13 protein-coding genes are annotated in these 14,579 nt (G+C 66.3%); 4 read left to right on the top strand and 9 right to left on the bottom strand.

Annotation, left to right across the window (positions count from 1 at the left end; genetic code table 11):
- The first annotated feature begins 83 nt into the window (after positions 1-83).
- Positions 84-734 (top strand): DsbA family oxidoreductase, encoded by a 651-nt coding sequence (locus tag QM588_RS08050; RefSeq protein WP_283312523.1) that lies wholly within the window; start codon positions 84-86, stop codon positions 732-734.
- A 151-nt stretch (positions 735-885) separates the two neighbouring features.
- On the opposite strand, the gene QM588_RS08045 is transcribed toward QM588_RS08050, so the two are convergent.
- Entirely contained in the window at positions 886-1,533 is a 648-nt protein-coding gene (locus tag QM588_RS08045) for a TetR/AcrR family transcriptional regulator (protein WP_032367536.1), read from the bottom strand.
- A gap of 58 nt (positions 1,534-1,591) precedes the next feature.
- Here QM588_RS08045 and QM588_RS08040 point away from each other — a divergent pair, with 58 nt between their 5' ends.
- On the top strand, positions 1,592-2,605 hold the full coding sequence (locus QM588_RS08040) for a threonine aldolase family protein (protein WP_283312522.1): 1,014 nt from the start codon (positions 1,592-1,594) through the stop codon (positions 2,603-2,605).
- Between the two features lie 65 nt (positions 2,606-2,670).
- Here QM588_RS08040 and QM588_RS08035 read toward each other — a convergent pair whose 3' ends face one another.
- The 5 genes from QM588_RS08035 to QM588_RS08015 all read right to left on the bottom strand — a co-directional run bounded on the left by QM588_RS08035 (position 2,671) and on the right by QM588_RS08015 (position 9,628).
- The gene (locus QM588_RS08035) at positions 2,671-3,819 is read right to left on the bottom strand and encodes a pyridoxal phosphate-dependent aminotransferase (protein ID WP_283312521.1); all 1,149 of its coding nucleotides are present in this window, start codon (positions 3,817-3,819) and stop codon (positions 2,671-2,673) included.
- Between the two features lie 135 nt (positions 3,820-3,954).
- The gene (locus QM588_RS08030; protein WP_283312520.1) at positions 3,955-4,791 is read right to left on the bottom strand and encodes a DUF559 domain-containing protein; all 837 of its coding nucleotides are present in this window, start codon (positions 4,789-4,791) and stop codon (positions 3,955-3,957) included.
- Positions 4,792-5,044: 253 nt separating this feature from the next.
- Positions 5,045-6,295 carry a phosphoribosylamine--glycine ligase gene (gene purD, locus QM588_RS08025; protein WP_283312519.1) on the bottom strand — a complete coding sequence of 417 codons (1,251 nt, stop codon included), beginning with the start codon at positions 6,293-6,295 and terminating at the stop codon, positions 5,045-5,047.
- A 76-nt stretch (positions 6,296-6,371) separates the two neighbouring features.
- Positions 6,372-8,360, bottom strand: a complete 1,989-nt coding sequence (locus tag QM588_RS08020; protein ID WP_283312518.1) for a glycosyltransferase family 39 protein — start codon at positions 8,358-8,360, stop codon at positions 6,372-6,374.
- On the bottom strand, positions 8,357-9,628 hold the full coding sequence (locus QM588_RS08015; RefSeq protein ID WP_283312516.1) for a bifunctional glycosyltransferase family 2/GtrA family protein: 1,272 nt from the start codon (positions 9,626-9,628) through the stop codon (positions 8,357-8,359). The genes QM588_RS08020 and QM588_RS08015 overlap by 4 nt, the downstream gene beginning before the upstream one ends.
- Before the next feature lie 88 nt (positions 9,629-9,716).
- On the opposite strand from QM588_RS08015, the gene QM588_RS08010 reads away from it, so the two are divergent.
- Positions 9,717-10,142 carry an HIT family protein gene (locus tag QM588_RS08010; RefSeq protein WP_283312514.1) on the top strand — a complete coding sequence of 142 codons (426 nt, stop codon included), beginning with the start codon at positions 9,717-9,719 and terminating at the stop codon, positions 10,140-10,142.
- A 19-nt stretch (positions 10,143-10,161) separates the two neighbouring features.
- Here the strand turns inward: QM588_RS08010 and QM588_RS08005 are convergent, their stop codons facing one another.
- On the bottom strand, positions 10,162-10,686 hold the full coding sequence (locus QM588_RS08005) for a winged helix-turn-helix transcriptional regulator (protein ID WP_283312513.1): 525 nt from the start codon (positions 10,684-10,686) through the stop codon (positions 10,162-10,164).
- Between the two features lie 74 nt (positions 10,687-10,760).
- Here QM588_RS08005 and QM588_RS08000 point away from each other — a divergent pair, with 74 nt between their 5' ends.
- Positions 10,761-12,143: an MFS transporter gene (locus QM588_RS08000; protein ID WP_283312512.1), complete on the top strand. Its 1,383-nt coding sequence runs from the start codon at positions 10,761-10,763 to the stop codon at positions 12,141-12,143.
- Here the strand turns inward: QM588_RS08000 and QM588_RS07995 are convergent.
- Together QM588_RS07995 and QM588_RS07990 are read right to left on the bottom strand one after the other, a co-directional pair.
- Complete coding sequence (locus tag QM588_RS07995; protein WP_283312511.1) at positions 12,126-12,782, bottom strand: response regulator; 657 nt, start codon at positions 12,780-12,782, stop codon at positions 12,126-12,128. The two genes, QM588_RS08000 and QM588_RS07995, sit on opposite strands and share 18 nt — an antisense overlap.
- Positions 12,779-14,443, bottom strand: coding sequence for a sensor histidine kinase (locus QM588_RS07990; RefSeq protein ID WP_094715659.1), 1,665 nt, complete (start codon positions 14,441-14,443; stop codon positions 12,779-12,781). The genes QM588_RS07995 and QM588_RS07990 overlap by 4 nt, the downstream gene beginning before the upstream one ends.
- Between the last annotated feature and the right edge of the window lie 136 nt (positions 14,444-14,579).

Here is a 14,579-nt window from a genome sequence, read left to right as displayed (position 1 = left end):
GAGGTCGGACTCGAATTCGGCCGTCGGACCGAGCCTCGCCGCAGCGTGGAATAACCGCACCGCATTCCGATGTTGCAGCCGCCGTGAGCCGAACAGTGAAGGTCGACATCTGGTCCGATATCGCGTGCCCGTGGTGCTTCGTCGGTAAGCGCCGTTTCGAGGCAGGCGCTGCGGAGTTCATCGCCGATGGCGGGACGCTCGAGGTGGAGTTCCACTCGTTCGAGCTGGCACCGGACACACCGGTCGACTTCGACGGCAGCGAGGTCGACTTTCTCGTCTCCCACAAAGGTATGCCGGCCGCCCAGGTCACGCAGATGTTGGGACAGATGACCGAGCTGGCCGCAGGCGAGGGGCTCGCGTACGACTTCGACGCCTTGCAGCACACCAACACCGTCAAGGCACACGAGCTCCTGCACTTCGCCAAGTCGAAGGGCAAGCAGGTCGAGATGAAGGAACGGCTGCTGGCGGCCTACTTCGAGGAGGGCCGCCACGTCGGACGCGTCGACGACCTCGCCGACCTGGCCGCGGAGATCGGTCTCGATCGTGACGAGGTGGTCGAGGCGCTGAAGTCCGAGGAGTTCCTGCCCGCCGTGCGCGCGGACAAGGAGCAGGCCATTGCCTACGGGATCAGCGGTGTGCCGTTCTTCGTGATCGACGGACGGCTCGGTGTGTCGGGCGCACAGGAACCGTCGGTGTTCGCCGACGTCCTGCAGAAGGCCGCGGCCGGCGCATGAGCGGCCCTTTGGAAATGGTCGGCGACGACCACGGCCCCGTCTGCGAGGACGGCGTGTGCGAGGTGCCGCCGATCCGAGACACAGACTCGGGCGAGAACGACCTAGGGCTGAACGCGCCGGCCTGATTGATTCCGACCTGAGGGGGCCTGAGTCAATCGGCCGACACCTGTTCCGCCGGTGCCACGATGTCGATGACGGCCAACAGCATGCTGCGCGCCATTTCACGGGGATCGGGATCCACTTCGCTGAGCGCGCCCACCACCGCGCCGTCGACGACTGCCACGAGCCGTCGTAGCTGCTCTTCCTGCACCGTGCGCCCCGATCGCCGCAGCACATCGGTCAGCAGGTCGTCGATCTGGGCGCGTAGCCGCAGCTGCACCTCACGCAGTTCGGGATGCCGAGCCGACGCGATGAACCGCTCGTATCTCGCGACCAGTTGCTCATGGCCACCCTGCGGCCCGATCAGCAGGTCGACGATGAGATCGACCGTCGACTCCATCTTCTGCGAGCACTTGCCCTCGTCGTCGATACGTCCGCGCATGACGTCGATCTCGCGGGTCCCGACGACATCGACCGCGGCGGCCACCAAGTCGCCGAGCGACTCGAAATAGTAGGTGGTCGACGCCAACGGCAGGCCGGCGCGAGCAGCAACCGACCGGTGCCGAACCGCGTCGAATCCACCCTCGACCAGCAAGTCTGCAGCCGCCGACGCCAGAGCGTGGCGGCGGCGCACTCCCTTCGGAGTCGCACCCGACACCTTGTGCTGCGACTCGGTCGGACCTGCGGACATTCCAGTCATCGTGCCAGCTCGCAACCGTTCGTCGGACTGCTTTCGCGCTATGGAATTGTCAGTGTTCGTGGCTCATCGACCTATCGACCTTCGCTCCGACACCATCACCCGACCCGATTCGATCATGCGACAAGCCATGGCCGACGCCGAAGTGGGCGACGACGTCCTCGACCACGATCCGACGATGGCGGCGCTCGAAGAGAGAGTGGCGGATCTGCTCGGCTTCGAGTCGGCGCTGTGGGTGCCATCGGGGTCGATGGGCAACATCATCGCGCTGATGCTGCATCTGCAGCGCGGAGACCGCTTCCTGGCCCCCGAACACGCCCACGTTCTGGGCTCCGAGCTCGGCACCGCCGCGTGGCTGGCGGGCGGGATGCCCGAGGCACTTCCCCACGACGGTGGCCCCGGACGACCCCTCGCGTCGACGGTGCGCGCCAAGGCCGGCGGCGCAGGGCCGTACTTCTCGCTGCGGACCACGCTGCTGTCGCTCGAGAACACCCACAACTTTGCCGGCGGTGCCGTGTTCGGACCGGACGAATGGTCCGAACTCGTTGCTGCCGGACATGACTCGGGGTTGAGAATTCACCTCGACGGGGCCCGGTTGTGGAATGCCGCTGTGGCACTCGATGTTCCGATCGCGTCGCTGACCGCCGGAGCAGACACGGTGCAGGTGTGCCTGAGCAAGGGGCTCGGTGCACCCGTCGGCTCGATGTTGGTCTCCGACGCCGCTCGAATCCACGAGGCCCGGCGCGTGCGAAAGATGTTGGGCGGCGGCGTGCGTCAGGGCGGAGTTCTGGCTGCGGCCGGGCTCGTCGCCTTGGATCGAATCGGCGATCTCGTCGAGGATCACACCAATGCGTCGACGCTGGCACGGGGACTTCGTGAACGAGGCTGGGAGGTCGCGGAACCACAGACGAACATCGTGCTCGCCGCCGTTGCCGATCCCGCTCGGACGGTGACCGAATTGGCGGAGCTGGGTATCGCCGCGGTCACCGTCACCGGCAAGGTGCGCTTCGTGACGCATCGCGACGTGTCCGCCGCCGACATCGACGAGGTGTTGGAGCGGCTGCGCCGCATGTGAGCGCAGCGCTTTCCTGTCGTTCCGCAGGCTCCACTCCTGCCTCGTAGCCTGCTACGAGTTTTGATTCACATGCGACGTAGTCGCTCCAATGCTTCTTCGACGTCCGCGGTGGTGCCCGCGAACGAGAATCGCACCGTGTGGTGCCCGCGGACGGTGTCGAAGTCGACCCCGGGTGCCAACGCGACACCGGTCTCGGCCAGCACTCGGGCGCACCAACCACGCGAGTCGTCGGTGAGATGCGCGATGTCGGCGTAGACGTAGAAGGCACCATCGGCGGGAGCCAGATCGGTGATACCCAACGCGGGCAAACCGTCGAGCAGGATCCTGCGGTTGACGGCGTACCGCTCGACATGCGAATCCAACTCTTGGCGCGACTCTTCGGTGAACGCGGCGATGGCCGCCACCTGCGAAATCGCCGGCGGGCACACCGTCATGTTCGACGCCAAACGTTCGACGGCCCTGCGCAATCGAGCCGGAAGCAGCATCCAGCCCATGCGCCACCCCGTCATCGAGAAGTATTTGGACACCGATCCGATCGCGACGGATTCCTTCGACGTCTCCCACGCGCTGGACGTGCGCGCGTCGCCGTAGGAGATGCCGTGGTAGATCTCGTCGGAGATCAACAGGGTTCCGTGCTCGTCGCACCAGCGCGCGATAGCGGCCAGTTCGTCGGGGTCGATGATCGTGCCGGTGGGATTGGCCGGGCTGGCGATGATCAGACCGGCAGGCGGCTCGGGTAGTTCGTCGAGCATCGCGACGGCGGGCTGGAACCGTGTCTCCTCCACACAATCCAGTTCGACGACGCGACAGCCCAACGCCGCCAGCGTGTTTCGATATGCCGGATAGCCGGGCCTGGCCATGACGACGGTATCCCCCGCGTCGAACGCGGCGAGAAACAGCAACGTGAATGCTCCCGAAGAACCCGTGGTGATCACCACGTCGTCGGCCTCGACGGTGATGCCGTACCGCGTGCTGTGATACTCGGCGATCGCTCGGCGCAGCGGCAGAATGCCCAGTGTCTCGGTGTACCCGAGCAGATGCGCATCCAGAGCGTCTCGGGTGGCGCGCAACACCGGCTGGGGAGCCCTGGTCGACGGCTGACCTGCGGCCAGTGAGAGCACATCACCGTGAGTGCGCGCCCGCTCGGCCGCTGCGGCGAACACATCCATCACGTGGAACGGCTCGACCTTCGATCGCTGCGATTCACTGTGCATTCGCTCGACACTACTGACTCGGGTGTCCACATTTTCGCGGCAGGCACGGGATTGTGCGGGCCGAACAGGCGAGCTCAGTGCCCACAATTCCACGGCGGGCACGGGATCCCGCCTCCGACCACACATGGTGGACACTCAGCTCAGTGCCTTCCGGCGACGTCGCACGGTCTCGATGATCTGGCGCACCACGGCGTCTAGGTCGGTCATCACCAGCGCGGCCGAGTATCGCAGCACGAGCCACCCATCGAGTTGCAGTGCGTTCTGGCGCACTCGGTCGTTGGTGAACACCCCCGGCGCGGTGTGGAATTCACGGCCGTCGATTTCGATGATCACCCGGGCTCGACGGTCCAACAGATCGGCGAAGTACTGCCCCACCGCCGCGTTGATCTCGAGAAAGTAGCCTGCCGCGGTGAGTGCGCGGGCCACCAGTCGTTCCGGTTCGGAGAGCGTGCGTGGGCAGCACTGTCGCAGCTGCTTCTTCGCTTCGGTGACCCCTGCCATTCCGGCCGACTTCGCGCATTGCGCCGCCAGCCCACGTTTGCTGACGGACCCGCTGAGCGCTGCGTCGACGAACGGTTCCAGGGCTGCCCCACCGAGTGACGCCGATACGTCGACGATGCACTGCTCGATCGTCACGACAGGGAGGGCGTCGACGAAACTCGTCTCTCGAATGGTGCGACGATACGCGCGCAGCCACGAAGGGCACCGCGCTCGCGTGCTGCGGGGCACGGTGATGTGCACCTGTTCGGGTTCGTCATCGATCAGGTTCCACCACCACGCCGCAGTCAGGTGGCTGAGCACTGCATCCGGTTGCCATAGCGTCGCGGCGACGCATCGGTCGCGGAACGACGGCTCTCCTGTGCAGTAGACGCCCGGCAACAGCCGGGTCAGTGTGCCGACCCTGGCCCGATAGTCGATTGCCCCTGAGCTGACGCCACTGTCCAGTAGTTGCTGCCTCGTGAATACCCCCATGGTCGACGAGCTTTGCGCTCGAGAACTGTTTGCGGGAGCCCGATCCGGGAAATGTGGACAACGCGAATGCCTGTGGACAACTGGGCTCAGCGTCCACTTTCAGCCCCGACGATCGGAATCCCGTGTGCTATGGCAAATAGTGGACACTCAGCACACCTAGCCCCAGCAACTGGGCTCAGCGTCCATTCTCAGCCCCGACGCTCGGGATCCTGTGCACGACGGCACTCAGCACACCTGCTTCGCGTGCATCGACCTACAGCGAGATACGACCCTCCACGGCAGCCAGGCCGATGTCGGTACGAAAGTGACTGCCCGGCAATCGGATTCCGGCGATGCGGGAGTAGGCATCGTCGCGGGCGGCGGTGAGATCGAATCCGGTGCCGACCACGCTCAGCACGCGTCCGCCCGCGGAGACGACCGCGCCGTCCTTCACAGCGGTGCCGGCATGCAGGACGCCTTCGCCCTCGGAGCCGAGAATCTCGTCACCGGTACGCGGTCGACCGGGGTAGTTCTCGGCGGCGATGACGACGGTGACGGCCGCGCCGTCCTTCCAGCTCAAGGGTGCCAGTGATGCCAGCGTGCCGGTGGCCGTCGCGTTCAACACCTCGCCGATGGGTGAGTCGAGCAGCGCGAGTACGGCTTGGGTCTCGGGATCGCCGAAGCGACAGTTGAATTCGACGACGGCCGGCCCGTCGGCACCCATCGCGAGACCGGCGTACAGCAGACCCGAGAACGGCACGCCACGCTTCACCATTTCGGCCGCAACGGGTTTCACCACGTCACGGACGATCTCGTCGACCGCGCCCTCGGGCAACCACGGGAGTGGGGTGTACGCGCCCATGCCCCCGGTGTTGGGGCCGGTATCTCCGTCGCCGACGCGTTTGTGGTCCTGCGCGGGCAGCAGCGGCACCACGGTCTCGCCGTCGACGAGGCAGAACAGGGACACCTCGGGGCCGTCCAGGAACGACTCGAGCAGTACCGGGTGACCGTTTTCGAGGAGTTCGGCGGCGTGGTCGCGGGCGACGAGGCGGTCGGTGGTGACGACGACGCCTTTGCCTGCTGCGAGTCCGTCGTCCTTGACGACCCAGTTGGGGCCGAATCGGTCGAGGGCGGCATCGAGCAGTGCGGGCGAGTCGACTATCTCGCTGTGTGCGGTCCGCACGCCTGCCGCTGCCATGACGTCTTTGGCGAAAGCCTTGGATCCTTCGATGCGTGCGGCGTCGGCCGACGGGCCGAATGTGGCGATGCCGGCCTCGCGCAGAGAATCGGCCACTCCGAGAACCAGGGGCACCTCGGGCCCGATGACAACGAGATCCACCTCGAGCTTCGTGGCCAGTGCTGTCACCGCCTCACCGGATGCCACGTCGACGGCGTGCTGTTCGGCGAGCGTGGCCGTGCCCGCATTGCCGGGAGCCACGAACAGTTTGTCGACCGACGGGTCGGCCTTCAACGCAAGTAGAAGGGCGTGCTCACGAGCACCGGAACCTATGACGAGTACGCGCACAGTGCATCAGACTATCTGCTCGACGCCGTCGGGCCCCGCACCTGTCGTGATGCGGGGCCCGTCGGGGATGGCGAGATTACTGTGTCAGGTCGTACAGCGTGACGTTGTCGACGGTGGTCGCGGTGAAATTCTCGGTCACCCATGCCGAGATTTCGGCCGAGGAACCCGACTCCCTGCCACCCATACCGCCGCCTCCGATGAAGTAGTGGATTCGGCCGTCGGCGACGTACTGCTGAAACTCGGCGAGGGTCGGCGACGGGTCGGTTCCGTTGAAACCGCCGACGGGCATGACGGGATCCTCGGTGGCGAGTTGATAGCCCGCCGCGGTGTTGGCACCGATGGCCGCCGCGACCCAGGTGTACGAACCGGCGTCGTGTTCGAGCATCGCGGTGACCGCAGCGGTCGGGGTACTGCCCTCGAGCAGACCACCCATACCGCCACCCATACCTCCCATCTCGGCACCGCCTGGCAGCTGGCCGGCCTGACCCGGGAGGCCCGCCGGCGGCTGCATTCCGGCCGGCATCTGTGCACCGGGAGGGAGCTGCATTCCACGTTGTCCGCGTCGGCCCTCACCCATGCCGCCGAATCCGCGCATGCCGGTGTTCGGCCCGGCGGACACGATCGATCCTGTGTGCGGGGTGCCGATCGTGTCCACCGCGTACGCCGTCGGCCCGGCCAGTCCGGCGAACATCACCGTGAGAATCGCGACCGCGGCGAGCTTGCCGCGAGTGAGCGCCGGAATCAGCAGTGCCACCACCGCCACCACTCCGACGACCAGGATCGCCCACTTCAGCCACGGCACGAAGCTCGCACTGCGACCGAGCAGCACCCACGCCAGTGCGACGGTCGACCCCATCGCGAGCGCCATCGCGATCCGCACCCACAATTGCTGTCGCTGGTGCCAGAGCATCACACTGCCGATACCGACCAGCGCCGCGACGGCAGGCGAGAGTGCCACCGTGTAATACGAGTGAAAGATTCCGGCCATGAAGCTGAACGTCAGACCGGTGACGAGCAGCCATGCGCCCCACACGATCAACGACGCGCGCTGCGCATCGGTGCGAGGGGCTTTGCCTCGCAACACCAGTCCCGTTACCAGCAGCAACAATGCGGCGGGAATGAGCCAGGCGATCTGGCCGCCCTGGGAGGCGTCGAACATGCGGAGGATGCCGGTCTCGCCCCACATCGACCCGCCACCACCACCGCCGCCGCCCGGGGTGACGCTTCCTGTCTCGTTGCCGCTGAGTCGGCCCAACCCGTTGTAGCCGAGAGTCAGTTCCAGAATCGAATTGTTCTGCGAGCCACCGACCCACGGCCGCGAGGATGCCGGCCAGAACTCGACGATCAGCAACCACCAACCGGCCGAGACGATCATGGCTCCGAGTGCGGCGAACAGTTGCAGCACTCGAGTGCCGAGTTTGGGCGGCCCGGCGATCAGGTACGTCAAGGCCAGCGGCGGGACGACGAGCATCACCTGAAGCTGTTTGGTGAGAAAGCCGAATCCGACCAACATGCCGGTGATCAACAGCCACTTGGTCTTTCCCGATTCGACGCCTCGCAGCATGGCCCAGACGGCAGCGATCATCAGCAGCACCAGCAACGCGTCGGGATTGTTGAACCGAAACATCAATGCGGCAACGGGTGTCAGCGCCAGCACCAGTCCTGCGAGCAACCCGGCGGCCGCACCGAATCGGCGCACGACGACGGCTCGAAGCAGAGCAACGGAGGCGACTCCGAGCAGCGCCTGTGGCACCAGCATCGCCCAGGTGTTGAGCCCGAACACCCGCACCGACAACGACATCAACCACAGCGACATCGGCGGCTTGTCGACGGTGATCGAGTTGGCGGCATCGGAGGATCCGAAGAAGAATGCCTTCCACGACACCGAACCTGCCTGTATCGCAGCGGAATAGAAGGAGTTGGCCCAACCCGAGGCACCGAGTCCCCAGATGTATGCCACGCCGGTGCCGATCAGCAGAGCGGTCAACCCGAGGAGTTCCCAACGCCGGGAGGTCGCCGGCTCGGTCGGTGTGGCCGCGGACGGCCTTTCGATCGTCGTGGTCATCGGTTCTCCCCCAAAGGATCGGACTCCGAACCGGCCGACTCCGAACGGGTGGACTCCGAACTGCGGAAGACCCAACGCAGTGCGACGAATCGGCACACGGTGGCCACGAGGTTGGCGACGACGAGAACGGCGAGTTCGACGTGCCGCGACACGTCCGGGGACCAGGCGTGCAGTGTCGCGAGCGAGCCGCTGGTCACCAGCAGCGCGAAACCGAAGATGGCCAAACCTTGCAGCTGGTGTTTGCCCGCGCCGGCGGGCCCTCGGACGCCGAACGTGAAGGCACGGTTGGCTGCCGTGTTCAGTACCGCGGTGATCAGCAGTCCCGCGAAGTTCGCGGCCTGTGCCCCGATCACGGGATGCAGCACCAGGTACAGCAGTGCGTAGGCCACGGTGCTGGCGACACCGATGATCCCGAATCGCACCAATTGCCCGATCATTCCGTGCGGTACCCCGGCCACGAGCGGCTCACGTCCCAGGCTTCGACGTAATTCGGCGACGGGGAGCACCCCGGTCGCGAGGGCACGACCGACGCGCCAGCATCCCTGCAGATCTTTGACGGCAGTATCGAAGATATGGACGCTGCTGTCGGGGTCGTCGACCCAGTCGACCGGCACCTCGTGAATCCGTAGGCCGACCTTCTCTGCGATGACGAGCAGCTCGGTGTCGAAGAACCATCCGGTGTCTTCGACGAGTGGGAGCAGTTTCCGAGCGACGTCGGTGCGCATGGCCTTGAAGCCGCACTGGGCGTCGGAGAAGCGGGCACGCAGCGAGGTGCGCAGGATGAGATTGTAACTGCGCGAGATGAATTCGCGCTTCACCCCCCGAACGACCCGGGACGACCGATTCAGCCGAGAGCCGATGGCGAGGTCCGAGTGACCCGAGAGCAGTGGGGCGACGAGCGGCATGAGGGCGTTGAGGTCGGTGGACAGATCGACATCCATGTAGGCAACGACGTCGGCGTCGGACGCGAGCCACACCGCTTTGAGCGCCCGCCCACGTCCCTTCTCGTCGAGGTGATGAACCCGAACTCCGTCGATCTCGGCGGCGAGCCGATGCGCCACCGCGAGGGTGCCGTCGGTACTTGCGTTGTCGGCGATGGTGATCCGCGACCGGAACGGGATCCTTTCCCAGAGATGCTCGTGCAGTCGACGAATGCACTGCTCGAGATCTGCCTCTTCGTTGTACACCGGGATGACCACCTCGAGCGTGGCCGTTGCGTTCGAGCCGGGCCGGTGGCCTGCTGCTCGGGCGAGGTAGTTCGTTGTCATGAGGCAACACTCGTGTGTGCAGCTGGACCCAGGCTGCGACGAACCTGGCAATCACCTGGGAGACGAGCTCGTAGGGCATTCTGTTCCCATGGCTTCTATTTTCAGCAAGATCATCGCAGGCGAGATTCCCGGACGGTTCGTCTGGCAGGACGACGACGTCGTGGCGTTTCTGACGATTGCCCCCGTCACTCAGGGACACACGTTGGTGGTTCCGCGTGCGGAGATCGATCAGTGGCAGGACGTCGACGGTGCTGTGTTCGCCAAGATCACGGCCGTCGCGCAGATCATCGGTCAGGCTGTCAGGACGGCGTTCGACGCGCCCAGGGCCGGGCTGTTGATCGCGGGTCTCGAGGTGCCGCACCTGCATCTGCACGTGTTTCCGGCGTACGACATGGGCAATTTCGATATTTCCGGCGCGGATCCGAATCCGTCCCCCGAGTCACAGGACGAGGCCGCCGACAAGCTTCGTGCGGCGTTGCGCGAACTCGGCCACGAGGCGCACGTCCCGAACTGACACCTGCCGCGTCGACGACTCAGCGCAGAGGCGTCAGCAGCCGTCGACGCGTTCGTAGCTGCGTCGATACCGCGTCGGATCGGATGTCCGGGTCGTAACCCGGTCCGACGTCGGTGTCGACGTCGCGTGGCCCGGGTGCGACGCCACACTCGGGGCACAGTCCCAGTGGTCCCAGATCTGTCCCGCAGGTCGCATGCAGAAATCGGCGACGTCTACCCGTCGGCTTCGGGTTCTGTTCCTCGCCCCAGTAGCTCAGGGCGTAGACGGCCGGCCACAGTCCTTCGAGGGCGTGCGTCGGAACGTAGTCGTCGTGGCCGGTGCCATGGGCTCGGGCTTGCCGGTCGAGCAGTCCGGCGTCGACCAGGGTGCCGAGCCGTTGAGCCAGAACTGCCTTGGAAATGTCGAGGTGGACCTGGAAGTCGCCGAAGCGTCGGACCCCGAAGAAGCTGTCGCGCACGATGAGCATGGTCCAGCGCTCGCCGACGAATTCGAGCGCGCGGGCCAGGGGGCAGTCCTGGCGGGCGTAGTCGGTTCCGAGTGCCATGCGCCGATCGTACAGTCTGTTGACCGAACCAGGATGGCCGTTTACAGTTCGATCACCAGACCAGAGAGACGACGATGACCGACACTGCACCTACGCCCGCCGGCACGACGAACGGCACCCGCGCACTGGCCGTCGCCGCATCGGGCACCTTGTTGACGCTGATGGCGTTCACCGCTCCGCTCGCGACGATCAACAGCACCGCGCTGGACCTGATGTCGGACGCAGCGGGACGAACCTGGATTCTGAGCTCGATGAGCATCGGTCTCGCCGCCGCGTTGCTCACCACCGGGACCGTCGCAGACGACTTCGGCCGTCGCCGCACCTTCGTGCTCGGCGCGGCCGTTCTGGCCGTCGGCGCGATCGTCTGTGCAGTGTCTCCCAACACCCTGATCTTCGTGCTGGCCCGCATCCTCCAGGGCCTCGGCGGTGCCGCGGTCGTCGCATCGAGCCTCGGCATCATCGCGCACACTCACCCCGCCGGGCCCGTCCGCGCCAAGGCCAGCGGAGTCTGGGGTGCCAGCGTCGGGGCCGGTATCGCGCTCGGACCGCTGCTCGCCGCGCTCCTCGACCGGTGGGCCAGCTGGCGTGAGGCGTACGTGGTCCTCGCGATCGCCACTCTCGTGCTCGCCGTCGTCGCACAGCTGCGCGTCGAAGAATCCATGTCCGACGCCCCGCGCGGCCTCGATCCGGTGGGCGCGGTGCTGTTGGCCACGGGCATCGGCGCACTGCTGGCCGCGTTGGTCGAGGGACGGCAGGGGTGGACCGCCGTGACTCCCATCGTGCTGTTCGTTCTCGCCGCGCTACTGCTGCTGGCCTTCGTCGGGCTCGAATTGCGCAGTGCGAGCCCGATGCTCGATCTCACGTTGTTTCGGCATCCACCGTTTCTCGCCGCCACGGTCGCCGCGCTGGCGACGGGCGGCGGGATCATCGCACTGATGTCGTACATGGCCGGGTTCGTAGGTACCGCGCTCGGCATCGATGCCCTCGGGGCAGCGGTTCTGCTGTTCGCGTGGTCTGCGACCTCGGTCGTCACCGCGCTACTGGCTCGGCGAATTCCGGCTGCCGTCAGCGGCCGCACCCAGCTCTCTGCGGGCCTGATCGGAGTGGCAGTGGGCATGGTGATGTTGACGGGCCTCGCCGCGGACGCCTCCTGGCCACGGCTGCTGCCGGGACTGCTCGTGGCGGGCGTCGCCAGTGGCGTCCTCAACGCCGCGCTGGGACGCGAGGCCGTGGCCAGCGTCCCGCCCGGACGCGGCGGTATGGGCAGCGGGGCCAACAACACCGCGCGCTACGTCGGGTCTGCGATCGGGGTCACCGTGGTTGCTGTGGTCGCCGTGCCGGCCGGCGATCATCCCGCGGCCGCTCTGGTCACGGGCTGGAACACTGCAGCCCTGATCACCGCGGCCATTTCGCTCGTCGGAGCTGCGGTCGTGGCGATGTCACGCACCCGGCGGTAGCGAGTACTCCTGCTCGGGACGCCCGGTCGATCCGTACCGCAGCTGCATTCGCAACCGCCCCTTGGACACCAGGGTGGCCAGATACCGCTGGGCCGTCGCTCGCGAAATACCGATGGCCGCAGCGACTTCTCCGGCCGACATGGGCTCGGTCGTTCCGCGCACCGCGTCGAGCACCAGGTCTCGGGTGACAGATTGCGAGGCCGGTAACGGAGCCGCGGCGCGCGGGCGGAGGGCGTCGAGCCCACCGTCGATGTCCGCCTGAGTCAGTTCGTCCGAACGATCGAGCGCGCCCCGGTAGCCGAGGTATCCGGTGAGGCGATCGACCAGGGCCGAGCGTGGAAACGGCTTGATCAGATACGTCCATGCGCCCGCAGTCATCGCCGAGCGCACCGTGGCCTGATCCGCAGCAGCGGAGAGCACCACCGCGTCACACGGTAGTTCTCGCACCAGGTCGATACCGGACCCGTCCGGTAGATAGACGTCCACCAGTGCCAGGTCGAACGACTGTGTCGTCAGCAGCTCGCGCGCCTGGGCGATACTCGTCGCCACTGCGGCCACCTCGTACCGGTCGAGCGAATTCACCAGTGCGGCATGCAGATCTGCGACCCGGAAGTCGTCGTCGACGACGAGAACTCTCATTGCGTCACCTCTTCGATCAGTAGTGCGTCGGGAATCGAGGCGATGAACACTGCGCCCCCGCGGTCGTTGTCGGCGGTGATCTGCCCGCCGGCATCGGCCAACGTCACCTCTCCGCCACGGGTTCGCGCAATCTGTCGGCTCAGTGCCAGTCCCACGCCTCGGCCACCCGGCGTGTCCGCCGTCGATTTGGTCGAGACTCCCTCGACGAACACCTGCTCGGGTGCCAACGCAACGCCGTCACCCGAATCGACGACGACGATATGCAGGGTCGAATCTTCCTGCACTAGTTCCACTTCCACCTCGGCAGGTCGACGTGCACCGAGCCGGGCCGCGTCGATCGCGTTGTCGACCAGATTCCCCAGCACGGTGGTGACGTCCACCGGTCCGACCAGTTCCCCACCGACCCAGGTGTTCTCCCCCAGCACCAGCCGTACACCACTCTCGCGCGCGTGTGCAGCCTTGGCGGTCAGGAAGGAACGTAGGTAGGCATCGGACACGGCGTCGATCCCCTCGACCGCCTCCGATCTCGGTCCGACACCGAGAATCTCGTCGATGTACTCCGACGCACGATCGGGGTGGCCTTCGTGCAGCAGCCCGCTGACCAGATGCATCCGGTTCGCGAACTCGTGTCGCTGAGCGCGCAGCACCGCGGACATCGACTGCACCGCGTCGAGTTGACGCGTCAGCGCCTCCACGTCCGTTCGATCGCGCACGGTGAGTACCGTTCCCAGATCTCGATTGTCACGCAACACCTTTCGCGCAGCCGCGATGACGACGACCTCGTCGACGGCCGCGAGTACCGGCTCGCCGGTCGGGATCTCGATGACCTCGAGCAATCTGGGCGTCAGACCGATGTCCTCCACGCGCATTCCCGGCTTCCCCTCGATCGAGAGCAAGGTGCGCGCCTCGTCGTTGACGACGGTGACGATGCCGTCCGGGTCGATGGCCACCACGCCTTCGCCGATGCCGTGCAGCACCGCCTCCTGCTCACGCACCAGCTCGGCGAGTTCCTCGGGTTCGAGGCCCAGGGTCAGCCGCTTCCACCTGCGCGCCAGCAGAATCGAGCCCAGCACACCCAACAGCAGGACTGCTCCGGTGACCAGTGCGCCGTTGATCAGATCCTTCACCAGCTCGGTTCGCACTGCCGTCGTGGAGATACCGACGCTCACTTCGCCGATCACGACGTCTGCCGAGCCGAGAGCCAGGATGGGCACTTTGGCACGGACGGAGTCGCCCAGCGTGCCGCGTTGGGATTCGACGACCTCGTTGCCGGCCAACGCACCGGACGGATCGGTGCTCACCCGTTGTCCCAGGACGGTCGGATCCGGATGCGCCAGGCGCAGTCCCCGGTCGTCGGTGATGACGACGAACAGAGCATCGGTGCGCTCCCGGGCACTTTCGCCCGTCCGCTGCAGCGCGCCGCCTGCCAGCACTCCCGCCGGCGCAGCATCGGTGCCCGCGGTGTCCGCGGCCGAGAACTGCCCCACGAGCGAACGAACCTCGGGGTCGGAGGCCACCGTCCGCGCCACCGCGAGGGCGCGCTCGCCGTACTCCTCGTTGGCCTGTTCGCCACTGCTGATCGCGAACACTCCGAACGCCACTGCCAGCGCCACCGCAACCAACGCGGCCTGCAGCAGCAGCACTTGAGTCCTCAATCGCACCAGCCAAGGCTAGAGCGAGAGCTTCTCGAGCACAATGCGCAAAAGGCTCTTTACGTTGCTTGCGCGGGTAGTGCGCACAACGGCGAACATGTGATGCCGGTTACGTAACTTCAGTCACAACACGTAGTCCAACCGG

Origin of the sequence: Rhodococcus sp. IEGM 1354, from assembly GCF_030056855.1 — a bacterium.
Classification (GTDB): Bacteria; Actinomycetota; Actinomycetes; order Mycobacteriales; family Mycobacteriaceae; genus Rhodococcoides.
Note: the sequence above shows the minus strand (reverse complement) of the source record. Positions and strands in the feature narration are given on the sequence as shown.

What these genes read in the sequence shown, in the direction of transcription:
- QM588_RS08045 (WP_032367536.1), bottom strand. Translation starts at nt 1,533, where the DNA reads ATGACTGGAATGTCCGCAGGTCCGACCGAGTCGCAGCACAAGGTGTCG.
- QM588_RS08035 (WP_283312521.1), bottom strand. Translation starts at nt 3,819, where the DNA reads ATGCACAGTGAATCGCAGCGATCGAAGGTCGAGCCGTTCCACGTGATG.
- QM588_RS08030 (WP_283312520.1), bottom strand. Translation starts at nt 4,791, where the DNA reads ATGGGGGTATTCACGAGGCAGCAACTACTGGACAGTGGCGTCAGCTCA.
- QM588_RS08020 (WP_283312518.1), bottom strand. Translation starts at nt 8,360, where the DNA reads ATGACCACGACGATCGAAAGGCCGTCCGCGGCCACACCGACCGAGCCG.
- QM588_RS08015 (WP_283312516.1), bottom strand. Translation starts at nt 9,628, where the DNA reads ATGACAACGAACTACCTCGCCCGAGCAGCAGGCCACCGGCCCGGCTCG.
- QM588_RS08010 (WP_283312514.1), top strand. Translation starts at nt 9,717, where the DNA reads ATGGCTTCTATTTTCAGCAAGATCATCGCAGGCGAGATTCCCGGACGG.
- QM588_RS08005 (WP_283312513.1), bottom strand. Translation starts at nt 10,686, where the DNA reads ATGGCACTCGGAACCGACTACGCCCGCCAGGACTGCCCCCTGGCCCGC.
- QM588_RS08000 (WP_283312512.1), top strand. Translation starts at nt 10,761, where the DNA reads ATGACCGACACTGCACCTACGCCCGCCGGCACGACGAACGGCACCCGC.
- QM588_RS07995 (WP_283312511.1), bottom strand. Translation starts at nt 12,782, where the DNA reads ATGAGAGTTCTCGTCGTCGACGACGACTTCCGGGTCGCAGATCTGCAT.